General features: G+C 34.3%; 14 protein-coding genes. 6 read left to right on the top strand and 8 right to left on the bottom strand.

The features are described 5' to 3' along the window. Positions 1 to 286: 286 nt before the first annotated feature. Positions 287 to 1,033: a helix-turn-helix transcriptional regulator gene (locus BM201_RS16450; protein WP_092544606.1), complete on the bottom strand. Its 747-nt coding sequence runs from the start codon at positions 1,031 to 1,033 to the stop codon at positions 287 to 289. A gap of 171 nt (positions 1,034 to 1,204) precedes the next feature. Between BM201_RS16450 and BM201_RS16445 the strand changes: the two genes are divergently transcribed. Continuing rightward, positions 1,205 to 2,599 (top strand): RtcB family protein, encoded by a 1,395-nt coding sequence (locus BM201_RS16445; RefSeq protein WP_245758680.1) that lies wholly within the window; start codon positions 1,205 to 1,207, stop codon positions 2,597 to 2,599. Between the two features lie 58 nt (positions 2,600 to 2,657). Here BM201_RS16445 and BM201_RS16440 read toward each other — a convergent pair whose 3' ends face one another. Continuing rightward, complete coding sequence (locus tag BM201_RS16440) at positions 2,658 to 3,071, bottom strand: DoxX family protein (protein WP_092544604.1); 414 nt, start codon at positions 3,069 to 3,071, stop codon at positions 2,658 to 2,660. A 251-nt stretch (positions 3,072 to 3,322) separates the two neighbouring features. On the opposite strand from BM201_RS16440, the gene BM201_RS16435 reads away from it, so the two are divergent. The 4 genes from BM201_RS16435 to BM201_RS16420 are packed head-to-tail and all read left to right on the top strand — an operon-like array spanning position 3,323 to position 6,192. After that, complete coding sequence (locus tag BM201_RS16435; RefSeq protein ID WP_092544602.1) at positions 3,323 to 3,853, top strand: RNA polymerase sigma factor; 531 nt, start codon at positions 3,323 to 3,325, stop codon at positions 3,851 to 3,853. Beyond that, positions 3,850 to 4,629 (top strand): HEAT repeat domain-containing protein, encoded by a 780-nt coding sequence (locus tag BM201_RS16430; protein ID WP_092544600.1) that lies wholly within the window; start codon positions 3,850 to 3,852, stop codon positions 4,627 to 4,629. The genes BM201_RS16435 and BM201_RS16430 overlap by 4 nt, the downstream gene beginning before the upstream one ends. 22 nt (positions 4,630 to 4,651) lie before the next feature. After that, a complete protein-coding gene (locus tag BM201_RS16425) occupies positions 4,652 to 5,467 on the top strand; it encodes a DUF4097 family beta strand repeat-containing protein (protein ID WP_092544598.1) in 816 nt (271 codons plus the stop codon). Positions 5,468 to 5,496: 29 nt separating this feature from the next. Further along, a complete protein-coding gene (locus BM201_RS16420; RefSeq protein ID WP_092544596.1) occupies positions 5,497 to 6,192 on the top strand; it encodes a DUF4097 family beta strand repeat-containing protein in 696 nt (231 codons plus the stop codon). 308 nt (positions 6,193 to 6,500) lie between these two features. On the opposite strand, the gene BM201_RS16415 is transcribed toward BM201_RS16420, so the two are convergent. Next, on the bottom strand, positions 6,501 to 7,337 hold the full coding sequence (locus tag BM201_RS16415; protein WP_092544594.1) for a DUF932 domain-containing protein: 837 nt from the start codon (positions 7,335 to 7,337) through the stop codon (positions 6,501 to 6,503). A 246-nt stretch (positions 7,338 to 7,583) separates the two neighbouring features. Further along, the gene (locus BM201_RS16410; RefSeq protein ID WP_092544627.1) at positions 7,584 to 8,915 is read right to left on the bottom strand and encodes a tyrosine-type recombinase/integrase; all 1,332 of its coding nucleotides are present in this window, start codon (positions 8,913 to 8,915) and stop codon (positions 7,584 to 7,586) included. 448 nt (positions 8,916 to 9,363) lie between these two features. Between BM201_RS16410 and BM201_RS16405 the strand changes: the two genes are divergently transcribed. Further along, positions 9,364 to 9,822, top strand: a complete 459-nt coding sequence (locus BM201_RS16405; RefSeq protein WP_092544625.1) for an FKBP-type peptidyl-prolyl cis-trans isomerase — start codon at positions 9,364 to 9,366, stop codon at positions 9,820 to 9,822. A gap of 141 nt (positions 9,823 to 9,963) precedes the next feature. Here BM201_RS16405 and BM201_RS16400 read toward each other — a convergent pair whose 3' ends face one another. The 4 genes from BM201_RS16400 to BM201_RS16385 form a co-directional block, all read right to left on the bottom strand. Beyond that, complete coding sequence (locus BM201_RS16400) at positions 9,964 to 10,764, bottom strand: universal stress protein (RefSeq protein ID WP_139219267.1); 801 nt, start codon at positions 10,762 to 10,764, stop codon at positions 9,964 to 9,966. A gap of 170 nt (positions 10,765 to 10,934) precedes the next feature. After that, positions 10,935 to 11,981 (bottom strand): response regulator, encoded by a 1,047-nt coding sequence (locus BM201_RS16395; protein WP_092544590.1) that lies wholly within the window; start codon positions 11,979 to 11,981, stop codon positions 10,935 to 10,937. A 15-nt stretch (positions 11,982 to 11,996) separates the two neighbouring features. Then, a complete protein-coding gene (locus BM201_RS16390; protein WP_175487070.1) occupies positions 11,997 to 13,220 on the bottom strand; it encodes a PAS domain-containing sensor histidine kinase in 1,224 nt (407 codons plus the stop codon). 166 nt (positions 13,221 to 13,386) lie between these two features. Then, positions 13,387 to 13,824, bottom strand: a complete 438-nt coding sequence (locus tag BM201_RS16385) for a cold-shock protein (protein ID WP_092544586.1) — start codon at positions 13,822 to 13,824, stop codon at positions 13,387 to 13,389. Positions 13,825 to 14,221: the final 397 nt, after the last annotated feature.

Genomic DNA, 14,221 nt, shown 5'->3' with positions numbered 1-14,221 from the left:
ACTATTGCTCAAGAAAGATCTTGATGCGATGGTTGAAGAATCCTATCTGGAAGTAGCTGCTGATAAACTAGGCTATAAGAGTGTCATTGAACTCAAAAAAAAACTAAATACCAAGCCTTAATCAAAGCTAAAATTAAGTGTAATGGATTTGCTTCGCTCACAACTATCTGTGCTTGTTTTGGACTCAAAAGAGATGCCTTTTATAAATACCAGTCTAGAGAAATAAAACGCCTGGAACTGGAAAGACAAGTTATTCAAATTGTAAAAAAACGTCGCAAATCCTTACCTAGAGAAGGGGTTCGTAAAATGATAAGATCATTTCATCAGCATCATAATGAATGGGAATATAATCTGTACTAAAGTCATAGTCTATACCTAGAATACGATCGAGAGCAAATGTGATCACTTTGGAATTCTCTGTTTTTCTACCGATTAAAAACCAACGATTATTAAACTCCTTCAACAGATGGGGATGAAATTCAATCTCTACCGGATAGTCAGCATTAAACGACTGATACATGACTTGTAACACTACCTGTTTTAAAATTGCCTGGTATAATTCGTCTAGCCACTGCAATCCTTTTAAATCGGTATTTTTATCTAAGTGGATAATAGCCGATTTGTGATGTTTAGCCGTATATATTTTATCTTCCAATTTATTTAATATCCCTTTAAACTCTGAAAACAAGGAAAAATCCTGAAATTGTTTAAGCATATTCATTGTTTCAGAAAGTACATTCATATCACTTTCATTCAGCGGAATATCGGTAATGGTGTACGTGGGGTCACTATAGCGATAGTATTTTTTCTCATAAACTTCAATAGGGGCATTATATCCAAGTTTATCGCTACGGAGCATTTGAATATCGAGTTGCAAGGTTCTTTTACTCACATTGATGTCCCTTCCTTCAAATTCCACCAAAGCATTGCTGCAAGCTTCGATAAGATCTTCAAGCGTCCATTTTCGATAATGGTTTTGCAGGCATCTATCGATTGTTTTATAGCGGATCAAGGCATTTTTAGTGACAGCCATTATGGAAATTTTTAATGAAAAATAATTCTTTTTTACAACTACGCAAAAAGAATGCGTAGTTGTGCATGCATATTTGTTTTGTAGAAAAGGAAATACCTATGAAATGTATTTCTACTGTAGTGCTCCGTCATAGGTTTGGAGGTGACGGAGCTTAATTAAAATTAAATAGCAATGGAACAATCAATGAGAATTACCGGTCATGATCTAAAGGCTATGGGATATCCACCTGCAAAATGGTATCGAAAAGCTTTAGAGCATATTAATGAGAACGGTCTTACAAAAACAGAAATAGAAAACTATCTGGAGCAATTTAAACTTCCAGAACAAAAATTTTTATTTGATCAACCTGTTCCATATAGTTTAAATATCTCTGCTGAGACAGAACTTGAAAGAGAGAATATACAGAAAGTTAAAGAAACTATGGATCAGGTAATGCGAACACCAACAGTAATCGGAGGAGCTGTTATGCCTGATGCATGTCCTGCAGGACCAATAGGTACTATTCCTGTAGGTGGAATTGTAGCGACTAAAAATACAATTCATCCTGGTATGCATAGTGCAGATATTTGTTGCTCGGTAATGCTGACAGATTTTGGAACTATAGAACCAAAGCAAGTTTTGGATGCAGCCCATGAGTCTACTCATTTTGGTCCCGGAGGACGACCAAGAGGACACCAGTTTCAATTACCGGATGAGCTAATGGACGCCTTTAAAGCCAATGAATTTCTTTGCGATCCTAAAAGTCTATCCATTGCAAGGGAACATTTGGGAACTCAGGGAGACGGTAATCATTTCCTATTTGTTGGTCAATCTGGAAAAACTGGAAATACGATGATGATAACACATCATGGCTCCAGAGGGCCGGGTGCCCGTTTGTATGCCAAGGGAATGACCATTGCAGAACGGTATAGAAAATTACTTTCTCCGGAAACTTTAAAACAAAATGCATGGATTCCTTATGATAGTGAAGAAGGCCAGGATTATTGGGATGCTTTACAAGTCATTCGAAAATGGACAAAGTTAAACCATGAGCTTATCCATGATGCTGTAGCAAAAAAGATTGAAAAAGAAGTTCAAGATAGATATTGGAATGAACATAACTTTGTCTTTAAAGATGAGGATACCTTTTATCATGCAAAGGGAGCAACACCCTTAGATAAAAGTTTTATGCCCGACATTACAGGACCAAGATTAATCCCAATGAATATGGCAGAACCAGTTCTAATTGTTGAGGGTGCGACTACTGATACCAATTTAGGTTTTGCCCCTCACGGTGCAGGACGAAATATGAGTAGAACCCAGCATAAAAGAAATCTGGAAGATTTGAGCGATCTTGACATTTTTAGGAAAGAAACCCGGGATCTCGATATTCGTTTTTATTCCAAGGAGATCGATATCTCTGAACTACCAAGTGCATATAAACCAGCATCAGTTGTTCGAGATCAAATGACAGAGTTTAAACTTGGGCAAGTTTTAGATGAAGTGATTCCTTATGGAAGCATTATGGCCGGTGATTGGCAGAAAAATGCGCCATGGCGAAAAAAGAAACGACGACGTAGAAACTAAAGCAAAATAACCAGCCTAAATTTTGGGCTGGTTATTTCGATTATAGCGTAGAAGGTTTTTATTTACTACATTTTTCAACCAGATACCTATCAGCTCCTGTTGACCATAAAGCTCCATATACTAATACTGGTTGAAATAGCAAACGGATAAAGCGCTTGGTATCTGTATCCAGCCCAAAAGCATCGATTTTATTCATATACTGGGATAGGTTCCCCGGAAAAATAAGAATATAAAACAAGGCCAACATCAAGCCAGTGCTTATGCGCTTTTGCTTCCAAAGTATCATCAACAAGCCTAAAATGATCTCTACAATTCCAGAAGAAAGCACGGTGAGATCCATTACTTTTTGATTGGTTGGCAACCACCTTGGCACCTGTGCCTGAAATTCTTTTCTTTTAAAAGTAAAATGTGCTATTCCGGCAAAAAGCATTGCCGATCCCATTAATATCCTTACCACATTTTTTGTTCCCATCCTTTTTATTCTTTTTGATTTAAGATACTACAGAAAAAGAATGAAGACAATTTTTAGCAGGGCTTTATAAAATATTTGACGTTTTCAGCGAAAATCAAAATTCTATATTACTTTCTGCAAAGCGGTGCTTTTGATGCTTTATTTCATCAGTCTTTTTATGCCTCTTTATATTTATTTGATTATAAAAAATAGCTTGCCTGAAACCTTTTTAAAAAACCAAAGTCTTTATAGTAAACAACACCATCAAAAACTTGAAAAACCTAACCGACGAAGAATTGATGAGCATGGTTGCTAAGGATGATCTGGATTATATGCGGATACTTTACGAACGCTATCATCAGTGGATCTATAATTTTTTCATTCAGATGATTCATGATAGTGATACCTGTGAGGATTTAATGCAGACCACTTTTTATAAAGCCATCAAGTATCGGAAATCATATCAGGGAGGAAAGTTTAATTCCTGGATATTCCGGATCGCTCGTAATCTTAGCTATGATCATTTTAAAACTCAAAAAAAGCGATATGATCATGAGGAACGGACGGAAGTTCATCTACTTAAAGAAGATGAGGACAAGCATGATGATATCCTCAAATTGCAGTTGGTAATGAAAAAATTGAATCCTGAAGAACGAGAGATTATAGTGCTTAGTCGCTTTCAGGAAATGCGCTATCTGCAGATAGCGGAAATTTTGGGGAGTACCGAAAATGCGGTTAAAATAAAAGCACACCGAGCTTTAAAGAAATTAAAAAAATTGTTTTTTGAATCTGTTGAAATATGAATTGTAAAGAAATAGAACTACGAATCTTCGATTATCTGGAAGGAGAACTTTCGATAGCGGAAACCCAGGACTTCGAAGAGCATCTGGCAAAATGTGAATCCTGTAGAAAAGAGATTGATCAAATCAAAATTCTTGACAAGACGATCAATAAATTCCCAGCAAAAACACCACAGCCAGGACACTTCTCCTCCTTTGAGGATATGCTACAAAAGGAAAAGAAGGAATTAAAAATTCAGGAACCCAATGTAAAGTTATTGTCCTGGAAAACAGCTTTTCAAATTGCTGCTTCCATCCTACTCTTACTTGCCGGCTATATTTATGGAGAATATCGCGGAACAGTATCAGCTCAAACGCAAATCGTCCAGCTACAGGAACAGTCGCAGCAGCTTAAGACGAATATGACTTTAGCCATGCTCGACAATCGCTCTGCGAGCAAAAGAATACAGGCGGTCAATTATACGGAAGAAATTAATATGCCGGATAATCAGGTATTGAATGCGATCATCGGAAGATTACAAAAAGATGACAACATCAATGTTAGACTGGCTGCAGCTGCTTCCCTTTCGAGATTTCAAGAGAATCAGTTGGTAAGAGATGCTTTTATAGCTGCTTTGGAAACCGAAGAAAATCCTGAAGTTCAAATTGCGGTCATACAATTTCTTGCCCATGTAAAAGATGAACGTTCGGTGACTCCGATGAAAAAACTATTGAATCAGCCTGAGGTACCAGAATACGTAAAATATCAGGTAAACCAGGGACTTGCACAACTTTTATAATCAATCAAAACATAAGAAAAAAATGAAAAAATCAAATGTATTATACCTTGCCTTTATGCTTATGGTAGGTTTAGTAGCTAATGCCCAGACGGAGTTCAAAAAATCACTAAAAGGAATTTCAAGAATTGAAATCGAAAGTAATACCTCCATCGCTATTAAAAAGGGAACAACCGATCAACTGATCCTTAAAGAGGGCTGTTATAACTGCACTGATTCTGAAGAAACAGAATCTACATGGGAAGATGAAGATGTTTCAATCGATGAAAAAGCCAAAGGTCTGAAGGCCATTTATGCCGGTGGCGAGGACAATACCGGACTAGGTATGTATATAGAAATTGATGGAGAAGTCTTAAGAATTAGTGACCTTAAATCATTCTATAACCGTAAGGGCTTAACACTTACCATACCTGCTTCCATAGCAATAAAACTACAAACCGGGAATTTAGGCAATGTGATCATTGAAGATCTAACTAACGAACTGGAGATTAATACTGTTGTAGGCTATATTAAATTAACAAATGTGACAGGCCCTATAACAGCACATAGCTCTACCGGTAATATTGATGCCATCTTTAGTAGTGTTGATCAGAGCGCTCCGATTTCCATTACTTCCTCTACCGGGATGATCGATGTAAGCCTACCTTCGAATACTAAAGCCTCCGTAGAATTAGATTCCACTATGGGATCGGTATTCACCAATTTTCACCTGATCAAACCCAGAGAGGATGGTCTTAAAGCCGTAGGTGGTCAAAAATCAATTACTGGAAATATCAATAAAGGAGGTGTAAAAATAGCTTTGAAAGCTTCCGTTGGTAATATCTATCTAAGAAAAAAGTAAAATTTTAAATCAATCAAAAAATGAACATTATGAAACAATTTATCGCATGTACACTCATCATTCTTTTTACTTCGGTTATCCAGGCACAACGGAAAGTCGAAGAAAGTTATAACGTATCTGAAATCCAAAAGATCAGTTTAAACTTCAAATTTGCTTCTGATATAAAAGTCATCCAATGGGATAAAAAGGAAGTCAACATCAAGGCCAGCGTTCTTGTTGAGAATGGGAAAGGTAATGAAGATTATAATTTGAAAACGGAAGAATCTTCCGGAGAGATGTACATCTCGTCAGATTTCGGAGATTACTTCAAGAAAAGGAACAATATCATGCTCAATAATAGTGATCAAAAAACTGAAATCAATTATTTGGTTTACGTGCCTATAAACAGTGAACTCAAAATAAAAAGCATCACGGGTAATGTTATTTCTGAAAATTTTTCAGGCAAACTGGAAACTGACCTTATCTCGGGAAGTGTAGAATTGAAAAAGTATGAGGGAGAGCTCGCTTTAAAAACGATTAGCGGAAATTTGGATGTGACCATGAGAAAAGCTAAAATAGATGCTAAAACACTTACTGGAACTATATATTCCGATCTTGACATCGACATGAATATCGATACTAACAAACCAACAGTTTCCAGTCGGGTTCAGGGGATTGTTAGTAATGGTGATCAAAAAACTAAGCTTGAAACCATTTCAGGTAATATCTATATGCGTAAGCAGTAAATAAACAGACTTCCTGTTTGCAAATCAATTATGATAGCCATTCATAGAATTTATAAATATATTCTCTAAATTTTTAGTAGCGGAAAACAAGTGGCCACACCTAGTGCATGATTGAGCAACAAGGACTTATAAAAACAACCTTATTGAAATTTAATACATAGCCAAACCCTGACATTTCAGGGTTTGGTTTTTTAATTCTTAAAATGTTTGTGTCCCCAACTTTACTATTCAGATTGAATATCAATACATATCTCTCTGAAAATAAATCAAAAAAATCCAGTTTAAGGTACTGGATAAACCTTAAAACACTATACCATTTCTAAAACAGTATCAAATAACTTTTGATCCAGACGCTTTTGTTGCTGAAAACTTTTTTTAAGTCTGGTGTGTAAAACGTGATTTAAAGCATTATAGCCTAACCAAAAATTAGGTTCTTCGTTAAGCAATTTAGATTCTTGTGATAGGATATTTAATACCTCTTTGGATTTCTTTGAAGGCTCAGGATTTTTATCACTGCATTCATATCTAAACAAGTTCATATGCTCTACAACATCTTTTACGAATTGCTTGGTATCTAATAGCTGAATAGACTGTAGTTTTCGGAATTTAGAAACCACGCTATAGTACTCATTCTCGATAAATTTATCGAATAGGTCGCTCATTTTAGGCATTACCAGTTCAGTATTATTTCTGGTATGTCTTACTGAAAAAGCTATTGAAGTATCTGCCACATGTAAGCCATTACCACATACTTTTCTATAGAATCCAAAATGCCCGTTGGTTTTCTCACTTCCATCGTAAGAGTTCGTAAACCTCAGCATAGGCAAGATCTGATCATTTTCATTTTTAACCTCAAACTGGTTTTTATTCTTAATGATCAGATCGAGTACAAAAGATCGATCGTTACGATTAATACTACGTTTTAGAAAGCTTAATCCTGCTTCTTGTAGCATACGTTCCGCTTTTTCAAAGAATATTTTATTTGATAGGTGGCCATAGCTTTTCGAAACTACATTTACAATTTTCCCATTACATAAAATGGCATTCTCGAGGCCTTTTCTTGAAGGATAACCTGTAAGTAAATCTAAGGATAAGATTTCATTAGGTACATAAAGATTGTCTTGTTGAAGATTTGATAAATACATAATAAAGTGAATTTAGTTAAACAATAATTTTAACCGCATCACAAACGCAAGACAAAATTCCACACCAGAAGGAAACGGAATAAAAAGCGAGGTATCGAGTGGTTTATGCCGTAGTCTTATGGGAAGGGATATTTTGCGTGTTTAATTTTGGTAAAAACTATTGATTATAAAACACTTATATTCAACTTCTACAATTTTGAATATTACTAAAATTTAAATTGTACTAGTTTTTTAATTCTACAAAGTCTAAAAATTAATAACTTCATCAAGTGCATCATCCGCATCTCGGTAAATGAAATTGGCTTGATAATTCAAAGTGGTTTTTAAATCACTATGACGATAGAGCTTTTGTAACATTAAAGGATGAATACGATCACCCGCTATATTACCAAAGCTATGCCTAGCGATGTGATTAGATAAGTTTTTTTCAATCTCACATTCTTTTGCAATTTGTTTTAGGCATTTATTAAAGACCTTAGTAACACTTTTTGTTCGTATATAGATTTGTTCAGCATCACTAGTATCCGTATTTCTAAGGAATGGAAAAACATAACCTTTATTGAGTTTTTTCTCTTTTTTGTAGTGTTCTAAAATCTTTTTTGCCTTCGCAGGTATCTTAAGGCTGAGTGCTTTTTCATTTTTACTCATTATATAATAAAGTCGATTATCCTTAAAATCCGACCATTTTATTTTGACAACGTCAGAAATACGAATCCCGGCAAAATAAAAAGAAAATAACCATACATTATGAGTGTGCCAAATAGAGCTATTTTTCTCCAACTTTAGTTTTTCTATTTTCTCAATCTCTTCTGTACTCAATCCTATCTTATTACCAGAACCAATTCTAATTCTTTCCTTATCGCCAGCAAAAGGGTAAAATTTTCGCTCAACAATTCCTTCCTTAATGGCTAAATTGAAAAGAGTTCTAATCAAAATAAGTTGATTAGTAATAGTTCTGGTTTTTTGCCCTAAGTAAGAATGACAAAATGTTTTATATTTATTAATAAAAACTTCATCAATATCCCGGAACGCTAGAGCCTTAATATTTCTAAAATAAGCTACACCATCTAACCAGCTATATTTGTTAAGTCTAGCCTCACTAATTCGGTGCAAGCGGCGCTCATTTATTGACTTAATAACGGCTAATTTATTTTTACTCCTTTTTAGATTTAAAAATTCCTCGAGGTTATAAAGAATAGATAATTCAGCCTTAGCGACGGAAAATGTTCCTCTTTCATATTTTTCCATAATACGTTCTGCGGCAAGTTCAAAAAAAGATTTCTGTCCGTAGGTTCCTTTTAGTTTTTGCTTTACCTGTTTCGGACTAACCTGATCTTTAGATTCAAAAAATATGTCATTCACTTCGCTCAATTTCTTCATTAAAAAATTGTTTAGCTTTTGTGAATTTGGATGACTTCTCTTTGCTTTTCCTGCTTTTTTATCCCAATCCTTCTCGAAAACATATTGACCAATCCACTTGTAATTCGTTTTGTAATTTTCAGTAATTCTCAATGCAAGAGGAATTCTGCCATCTTTTCTTATCTTATTTTTCCTTAAAACAATTTTTATATTAGACATATTCAATTAATTAGAACTATATAAATATAATTAATTAGTTTAAAAAAGGGTACAGAATGGGTACAGAATAGGTACAGAATAATTTGATTTTAACACTATTTAAATAATACCATAAATTATTTAAATGACTGATAATCATATCATTTAATATATTTTAGTTTGTTTTATATAGCTATTTGAGTAGGTTCATAACCCGGAGGTCCCGAGTTCAAATCTCGGTCTCGCTACTAGAAAATGAAAGCTTCACAGTAATGTGAAGCTTTTTCTTTTTATGAGAAAGTACATTTTTATTCCTATTTTTCCCCTAAACTTTAAAAACATTATTTTCTTACAAGGGGTGGTGTAAAAAAAATTTAATCTCATTTACCTTACCTAATTTCAAAATTTATAAGCATTTTTGCGTCGATCATATATAATGATTTTGAAACCTAACTTTTATATTTTCAAAATGAAAACTTTATACTTTGCCTTTATTTGTCTTTTCTTAATTTCCTGCGGAGACGATGATGAACAAATAACTGATTATCGTGAGATAAATGATCAGGAAATTCAGGATTATTTAGAAGCAAATAACTTAGAAGCTCAAACATCAGATTCCGGACTCTATTATATTATTGAAGAAGAAGGTACAGGCGAACAACCTACAACCAGCAGCACCGTAACAGTAGCTTATAGAGGTTATTTTTTAAATGGAAATATCTTTGACCAAAGTACCGATTCTGGCGCTACGTTTGGCTTAAGACAAGTTATCCCAGGTTGGACCGAAGGTATCACATACTTTAGTGAAGGTGGTAGCGGGACACTATTTGTACCAGCACACCTAGGATATGGTTCTTCTGATTTTCGCGGGATCCCTGGTGGATCTGTGCTAATATTCGATATCGAACTTATTGATGTAGCCAACTAAGAAAAACTTAGATTATCTGAAATATCAAGGTCGAATCTTAAGATTCGACCTTTTTCATATCGTTTTTTTTAAATACATGAAGCAAGCTGAAAATATATCATTTCATTTAGGAGAAACAACTGCTATACTTTAGCTATTAAATTATTCGTGTAATACGAAAAATGGGATTTTTTTGAAATATTTTGGTGCTTTAGAGACGGGATAAAATAACAATTGATCGAAGTAGTTTAAGTTTTTCCCCATCATCATAATAAGCTGAACATCTTTACTTTTTACGAATAACTGCATTGCATCTTCCAAAGAGTCATTAATTGAATAATAAAATCCATGATGAATATCAGAAAGTTGTTCTTTTAAAAAATCTCTGTTCGATTTTTGCGAAGTGGTAAGCTCTTCACTTTTTTTAGCGTAGTAAAGTACTTTTAGTTTTGATTGATGACAATTACTTACAAATTTTAATCCTCGCAATATTCGAGCTTTATAGGTCACATAAAAATCTGTTGGAAAAGCGATATTTTGAGGCTTTTTATAAGTCGCCTCTTCCGGAACAACCAATATTGGGCATTTAATTCGTGAAATTACAGCCGTCGTATTTTTGCCTACTAAAGATTGCTGGTCCAGACTGGCTCCAAGCGTTCCCATGATGATCAAATTAACATTAACGTCTTCTATAATTTTGCGTAAACCACAAACAAAAGAAGTCTCCTGTATCGAAAATGAAAATTTATGAAGTTTGGTATTAGCTATCTTTCTAAGTCGTGTCAAAAAGGCTTGCAATTTGTATAAAGCGCTATTTCGCGTAGATTCGTCATTAGCTCCATCTTCATCCAAAATATGTGAAATGTGAAAATGAACTTCTGTAGTATTAAAAAAATTAATCCCATAGACCATCGCATTCCAGGAATTGTCAGAAAAATCTGTAGGCAAAAGTATATTGATCATCTCTGCATTTTTCTGCAATATTAAAGCCGTTTAACCTGCAAAAATATGACTGGCGTCAGGTTTTTACTTTAAACCTAAATATCCAATGAAAAATGGAGAGATCGAATGAAAAAAATAATCCAAAAACCTACAAAACCGTAGATCAATATTGTAGGTTTTTAGCTAAAATTTTAGTCGACCATTTCTAATTTATGAAGATCTAAAACTCGTATCACTCTACCTTCAATTTCAATAAGTCCTTCTTTCTTAAAGGCAGAAAGGGTTCTAATTAAGGTTTCGATAGCAATACCAGCTACACTGGCAAGATCAGATCGTGTTATACGAATATCTTCGTTTGGTTTTTTACCTAAAATATCTACAAACTGAAGTATGGTTTGTGCTGTTTTTTTACGAACTGTACTATAAGCCATAATCAACAACTGCTGTTTGATCAAAGAAAGATTATCAGAAAGCATATTTATAAGTTCTAAAGACACATTTTTATTCTGTTCTAGAACCTCTTTCAATTTATATTTCAAAATTCTTACGAGTTTGGTATTTTCTACTGCTACTGCAGACTCCTGGTGAGGATAGTTTTCAGCTAAAGATGTAAAGCCTAAAAAATCATCTGGCTTATACAATCCCGTAACCAGTTCTTTTCCTTCTTCATCTCGTTGAAAGGTTTTAATCGTCCCTTCTAAAATTAGATACACATAGTTAGAGTGATCGCCAGCTTCGTAAATACTATCTTTTTTTTTGAATTCCTGGTCTTCACCCTCGTCATCAAAAAAGTTCTTCAGTTCGTTCAAATTTCGAATATCCTCTTCAGGATTTGAATCGTCTGGAGCTTGTGCCACAAAAACCTGAGAGACCAAATTGGCCTTTTTAAGCCTGGTTTCTATTACTTCTACTAATTCTTCTTCATCAAAAGGTTTAGTAAGATAATCGTCGGCACCCATATTCATTCCCCTTCTAATCTCTTTATGTTCTGTTTTTGCTGAAAGAAAAATAAAAGGAATGTGATGTGTTTCGGTGTTAGAAGACAATGCCTGTAACACACCATAACCATCTACTTCTGGCATCATAATATCACAAATTATGATATCTGGAACGTGCTTAATTGCTTTTTCAATTCCTATTTTACCGTTTGGAGCGGTAATGACTTCGTAATCCTGTAATTCTAAAATTTCAGCGGTGTTCTCACGTAAGACTGTATCATCTTCTATAAGAAGTATCATAATTTTTGGAGGTTTTTATTGTTTTGGTATCTGTACATGAAAGGTACTTCCCTGGTCTTGCTTACTCTTAAAAGTAATTTTTCCACCAAGGTTCTCTAAATGACTTTTAATGATATTTAAACCAATACCTGTTCCTTGATTGGTTAATGCATTTTCGGCTCTAAAATACCGGTTAAAGATATGTTTCTGCTCATTTTCTGGAATTCCTATTCCCTGGTCTTTTACTAAAACATGCACCACATCGCCTTCTTCATAACTCTCGACTTCGATAACCGAATTCTCGGGTGAATATTTAATAGCGTTGTTGATAAGATTCGTTAAAATAAGCTCTAATATTTTATCATCAAAATATAGAACGATATCATCTATTTGCTTGGGATAAAGAATTTCCTGCCCTTCCTTTAGCAACATATTCGCATCGTAAATTACTTCGTTAAGTGTCTTTGTAATTGGGAAATGAGAATACTTGTAATTTACCTTTCCGGTTTCTAGGCGTTCTACACTTAAAAAATCATCAAGAATATTATTTAAGTATTTTACTTTGCCTGCAATAGTTTTTAAATGCTTTTCGCGCTTATGCTGCTGCTCGGTTTCAGTATACTTACCAATAAGTGTTGTAGAGGTTAATATCCCGCTTAAAGGTGTTTTAAACTCATGTGATACCAGCGAAAGAAATTTGGTCTTTAATTCGTTCAATTCTCTTTCTTTTCGCAAAGATTCTTTGATCTTATTTTCTGCCGCTTTTCTTTTGATAACTTCCTCCTCAAGACCTTTTACTGCAATTTGTAATTCCTGCGTTCGTTTCTCGATTCTGGATTCCAGCTCATTATTAAGCTTCAATATTTCCTGCTCCTGCTGTTTTCGAAGAGTAATATCAATAACCACAGCCATTACATAAGAATCTCCTTTCAGCTCAAAAGGATTTAAGCCTACTTCTACAGGAAAAGTGCTTCCATCTTTTCTAGTACCAAATAGATCTCGGCCCTGCCCCATTTGCCGATGAGTCTTGTGATTAAGATACTTTTCCATATGCGCATGGTGAACTTCATGCTTTTTCTTCGGAATAAGTATATCCAGGTGCTCTCCCTTCAATTCTCCTGTAGAAAAACCAAAAATTTCGTCTGCAGATTGATTAGAGGCAACAATGATCTGGTTGGTGTTAATAACGATAATACCTTCAGAAACTGCGTTGAATAAAACGCCAAAGGTATGTTTGTTGATCTCTTCGAAATTTGTCATACTCAAAAATAAGTAATTCAGTTAAAGCGCTCTTAATTCGGGCTCAAAAAAAATAAAATTTAATTGCGAAATCTACCATTTATATATCCTGAATTCAAAAAACTATAATTAAAAAAGGCTTTCCGTTTTCACGAAAAGCCATTTATAAGAAATATATCATTTGTCTTTAATCTATAACTTCTACTGAAGTTGCCTGAAATCCTTTAGGAGAACGTTCTTTTTTAAAGCTTACCTTCATTCGTTCTGATAAAGGTTTGATCGAATCTAGATGATGCACAAAAATGTTATCTCCTGAAACATCATCTTTAATAAATCCAAAACCTTTATTCTCGAAAAACGAAATTACTACTCCAGTATCTCTAGTATCTGTTTTCGTCTCCCTTTGGTAATTAAGATCGATATCCTCTGCACTTACCTCAACTTTTTGCTGCTCATCTGGCGGCGTATCTGTAAGGTTTCCGTTCGCATCTACATAAGCAATCATATCCTCAAAGTCTTTCCCCTTATCGTTATCTTGCTTACGCTCTTCTCTACGTTGAGCTTTTAATTTCTTCTTTAATAATTTCTTTTTTTCTTTTTGTCTTTTAGAAAAAGTGTCTGCCATATATAAATTTAGATTACTATTCTTTTTTATGCTGAAGAAATTAATCATTCAGCTAAACATTCTGAAGTTATTAAACAATAATCCTACCACTATCAATTTCTCGGAATTTTGAAGCAAATAAAAGTAACTGCTTTTTACCTAAGTAACTCCGTGTGATAGATTTAAATCTTGATTATTGATTAATCTAAGTTGCCCGTTGTGCTAAAATCAAAGCGAATTGGTTAGAAAATAATGGGCAAAACCATCGAAATACGTACAAATTTAAGATAAATAATCGAGGATAATAAATATTAAAGAAGCTTTCTTACGCAATGTAATGGTGTACCTAATTAAAAACAACTGTTAAACAGCACATTGCGAAGTTTTAATTGAATTACAATAATTGAGGCAGAATCTC

The sequence above is a fragment of the Zunongwangia mangrovi genome, assembly GCF_900112105.1.
In the GTDB taxonomy this organism is placed as follows: domain Bacteria; phylum Bacteroidota; class Bacteroidia; order Flavobacteriales; family Flavobacteriaceae; genus Zunongwangia; species Zunongwangia mangrovi.
Note: the sequence above shows the minus strand (reverse complement) of the source record. Positions and strands in the feature narration are given on the sequence as shown.

Excerpts from the sequence above, each read along its gene's own strand:
- BM201_RS16410 (WP_092544627.1), bottom strand. The coding sequence starts at position 8,915 with ATGTCTAATATAAAAATTGTTTTAAGGAAAAATAAGATAAGAAAAGAT.
- BM201_RS16445 (WP_245758680.1), top strand. The coding sequence starts at position 1,205 with ATGGAACAATCAATGAGAATTACCGGTCATGATCTAAAGGCTATGGGA.
- BM201_RS16450 (WP_092544606.1), bottom strand. The coding sequence starts at position 1,033 with ATGGCTGTCACTAAAAATGCCTTGATCCGCTATAAAACAATCGATAGA.
- BM201_RS16395 (WP_092544590.1), bottom strand. The coding sequence starts at position 11,981 with ATGATACTTCTTATAGAAGATGATACAGTCTTACGTGAGAACACCGCT.
- BM201_RS16420 (WP_092544596.1), top strand. The coding sequence starts at position 5,497 with ATGAAACAATTTATCGCATGTACACTCATCATTCTTTTTACTTCGGTT.
- BM201_RS16400 (WP_139219267.1), bottom strand. The coding sequence starts at position 10,764 with ATGATCAATATACTTTTGCCTACAGATTTTTCTGACAATTCCTGGAAT.
- BM201_RS16390 (WP_175487070.1), bottom strand. The coding sequence starts at position 13,220 with ATGACAAATTTCGAAGAGATCAACAAACATACCTTTGGCGTTTTATTC.
- BM201_RS16430 (WP_092544600.1), top strand. The coding sequence starts at position 3,850 with ATGAATTGTAAAGAAATAGAACTACGAATCTTCGATTATCTGGAAGGA.
- BM201_RS16425 (WP_092544598.1), top strand. The coding sequence starts at position 4,652 with ATGAAAAAATCAAATGTATTATACCTTGCCTTTATGCTTATGGTAGGT.
- BM201_RS16385 (WP_092544586.1), bottom strand. The coding sequence starts at position 13,824 with ATGGCAGACACTTTTTCTAAAAGACAAAAAGAAAAAAAGAAATTATTA.
- BM201_RS16415 (WP_092544594.1), bottom strand. The coding sequence starts at position 7,337 with ATGTATTTATCAAATCTTCAACAAGACAATCTTTATGTACCTAATGAA.
- BM201_RS16440 (WP_092544604.1), bottom strand. The coding sequence starts at position 3,071 with ATGGGAACAAAAAATGTGGTAAGGATATTAATGGGATCGGCAATGCTT.
- BM201_RS16405 (WP_092544625.1), top strand. The coding sequence starts at position 9,364 with ATGAAAACTTTATACTTTGCCTTTATTTGTCTTTTCTTAATTTCCTGC.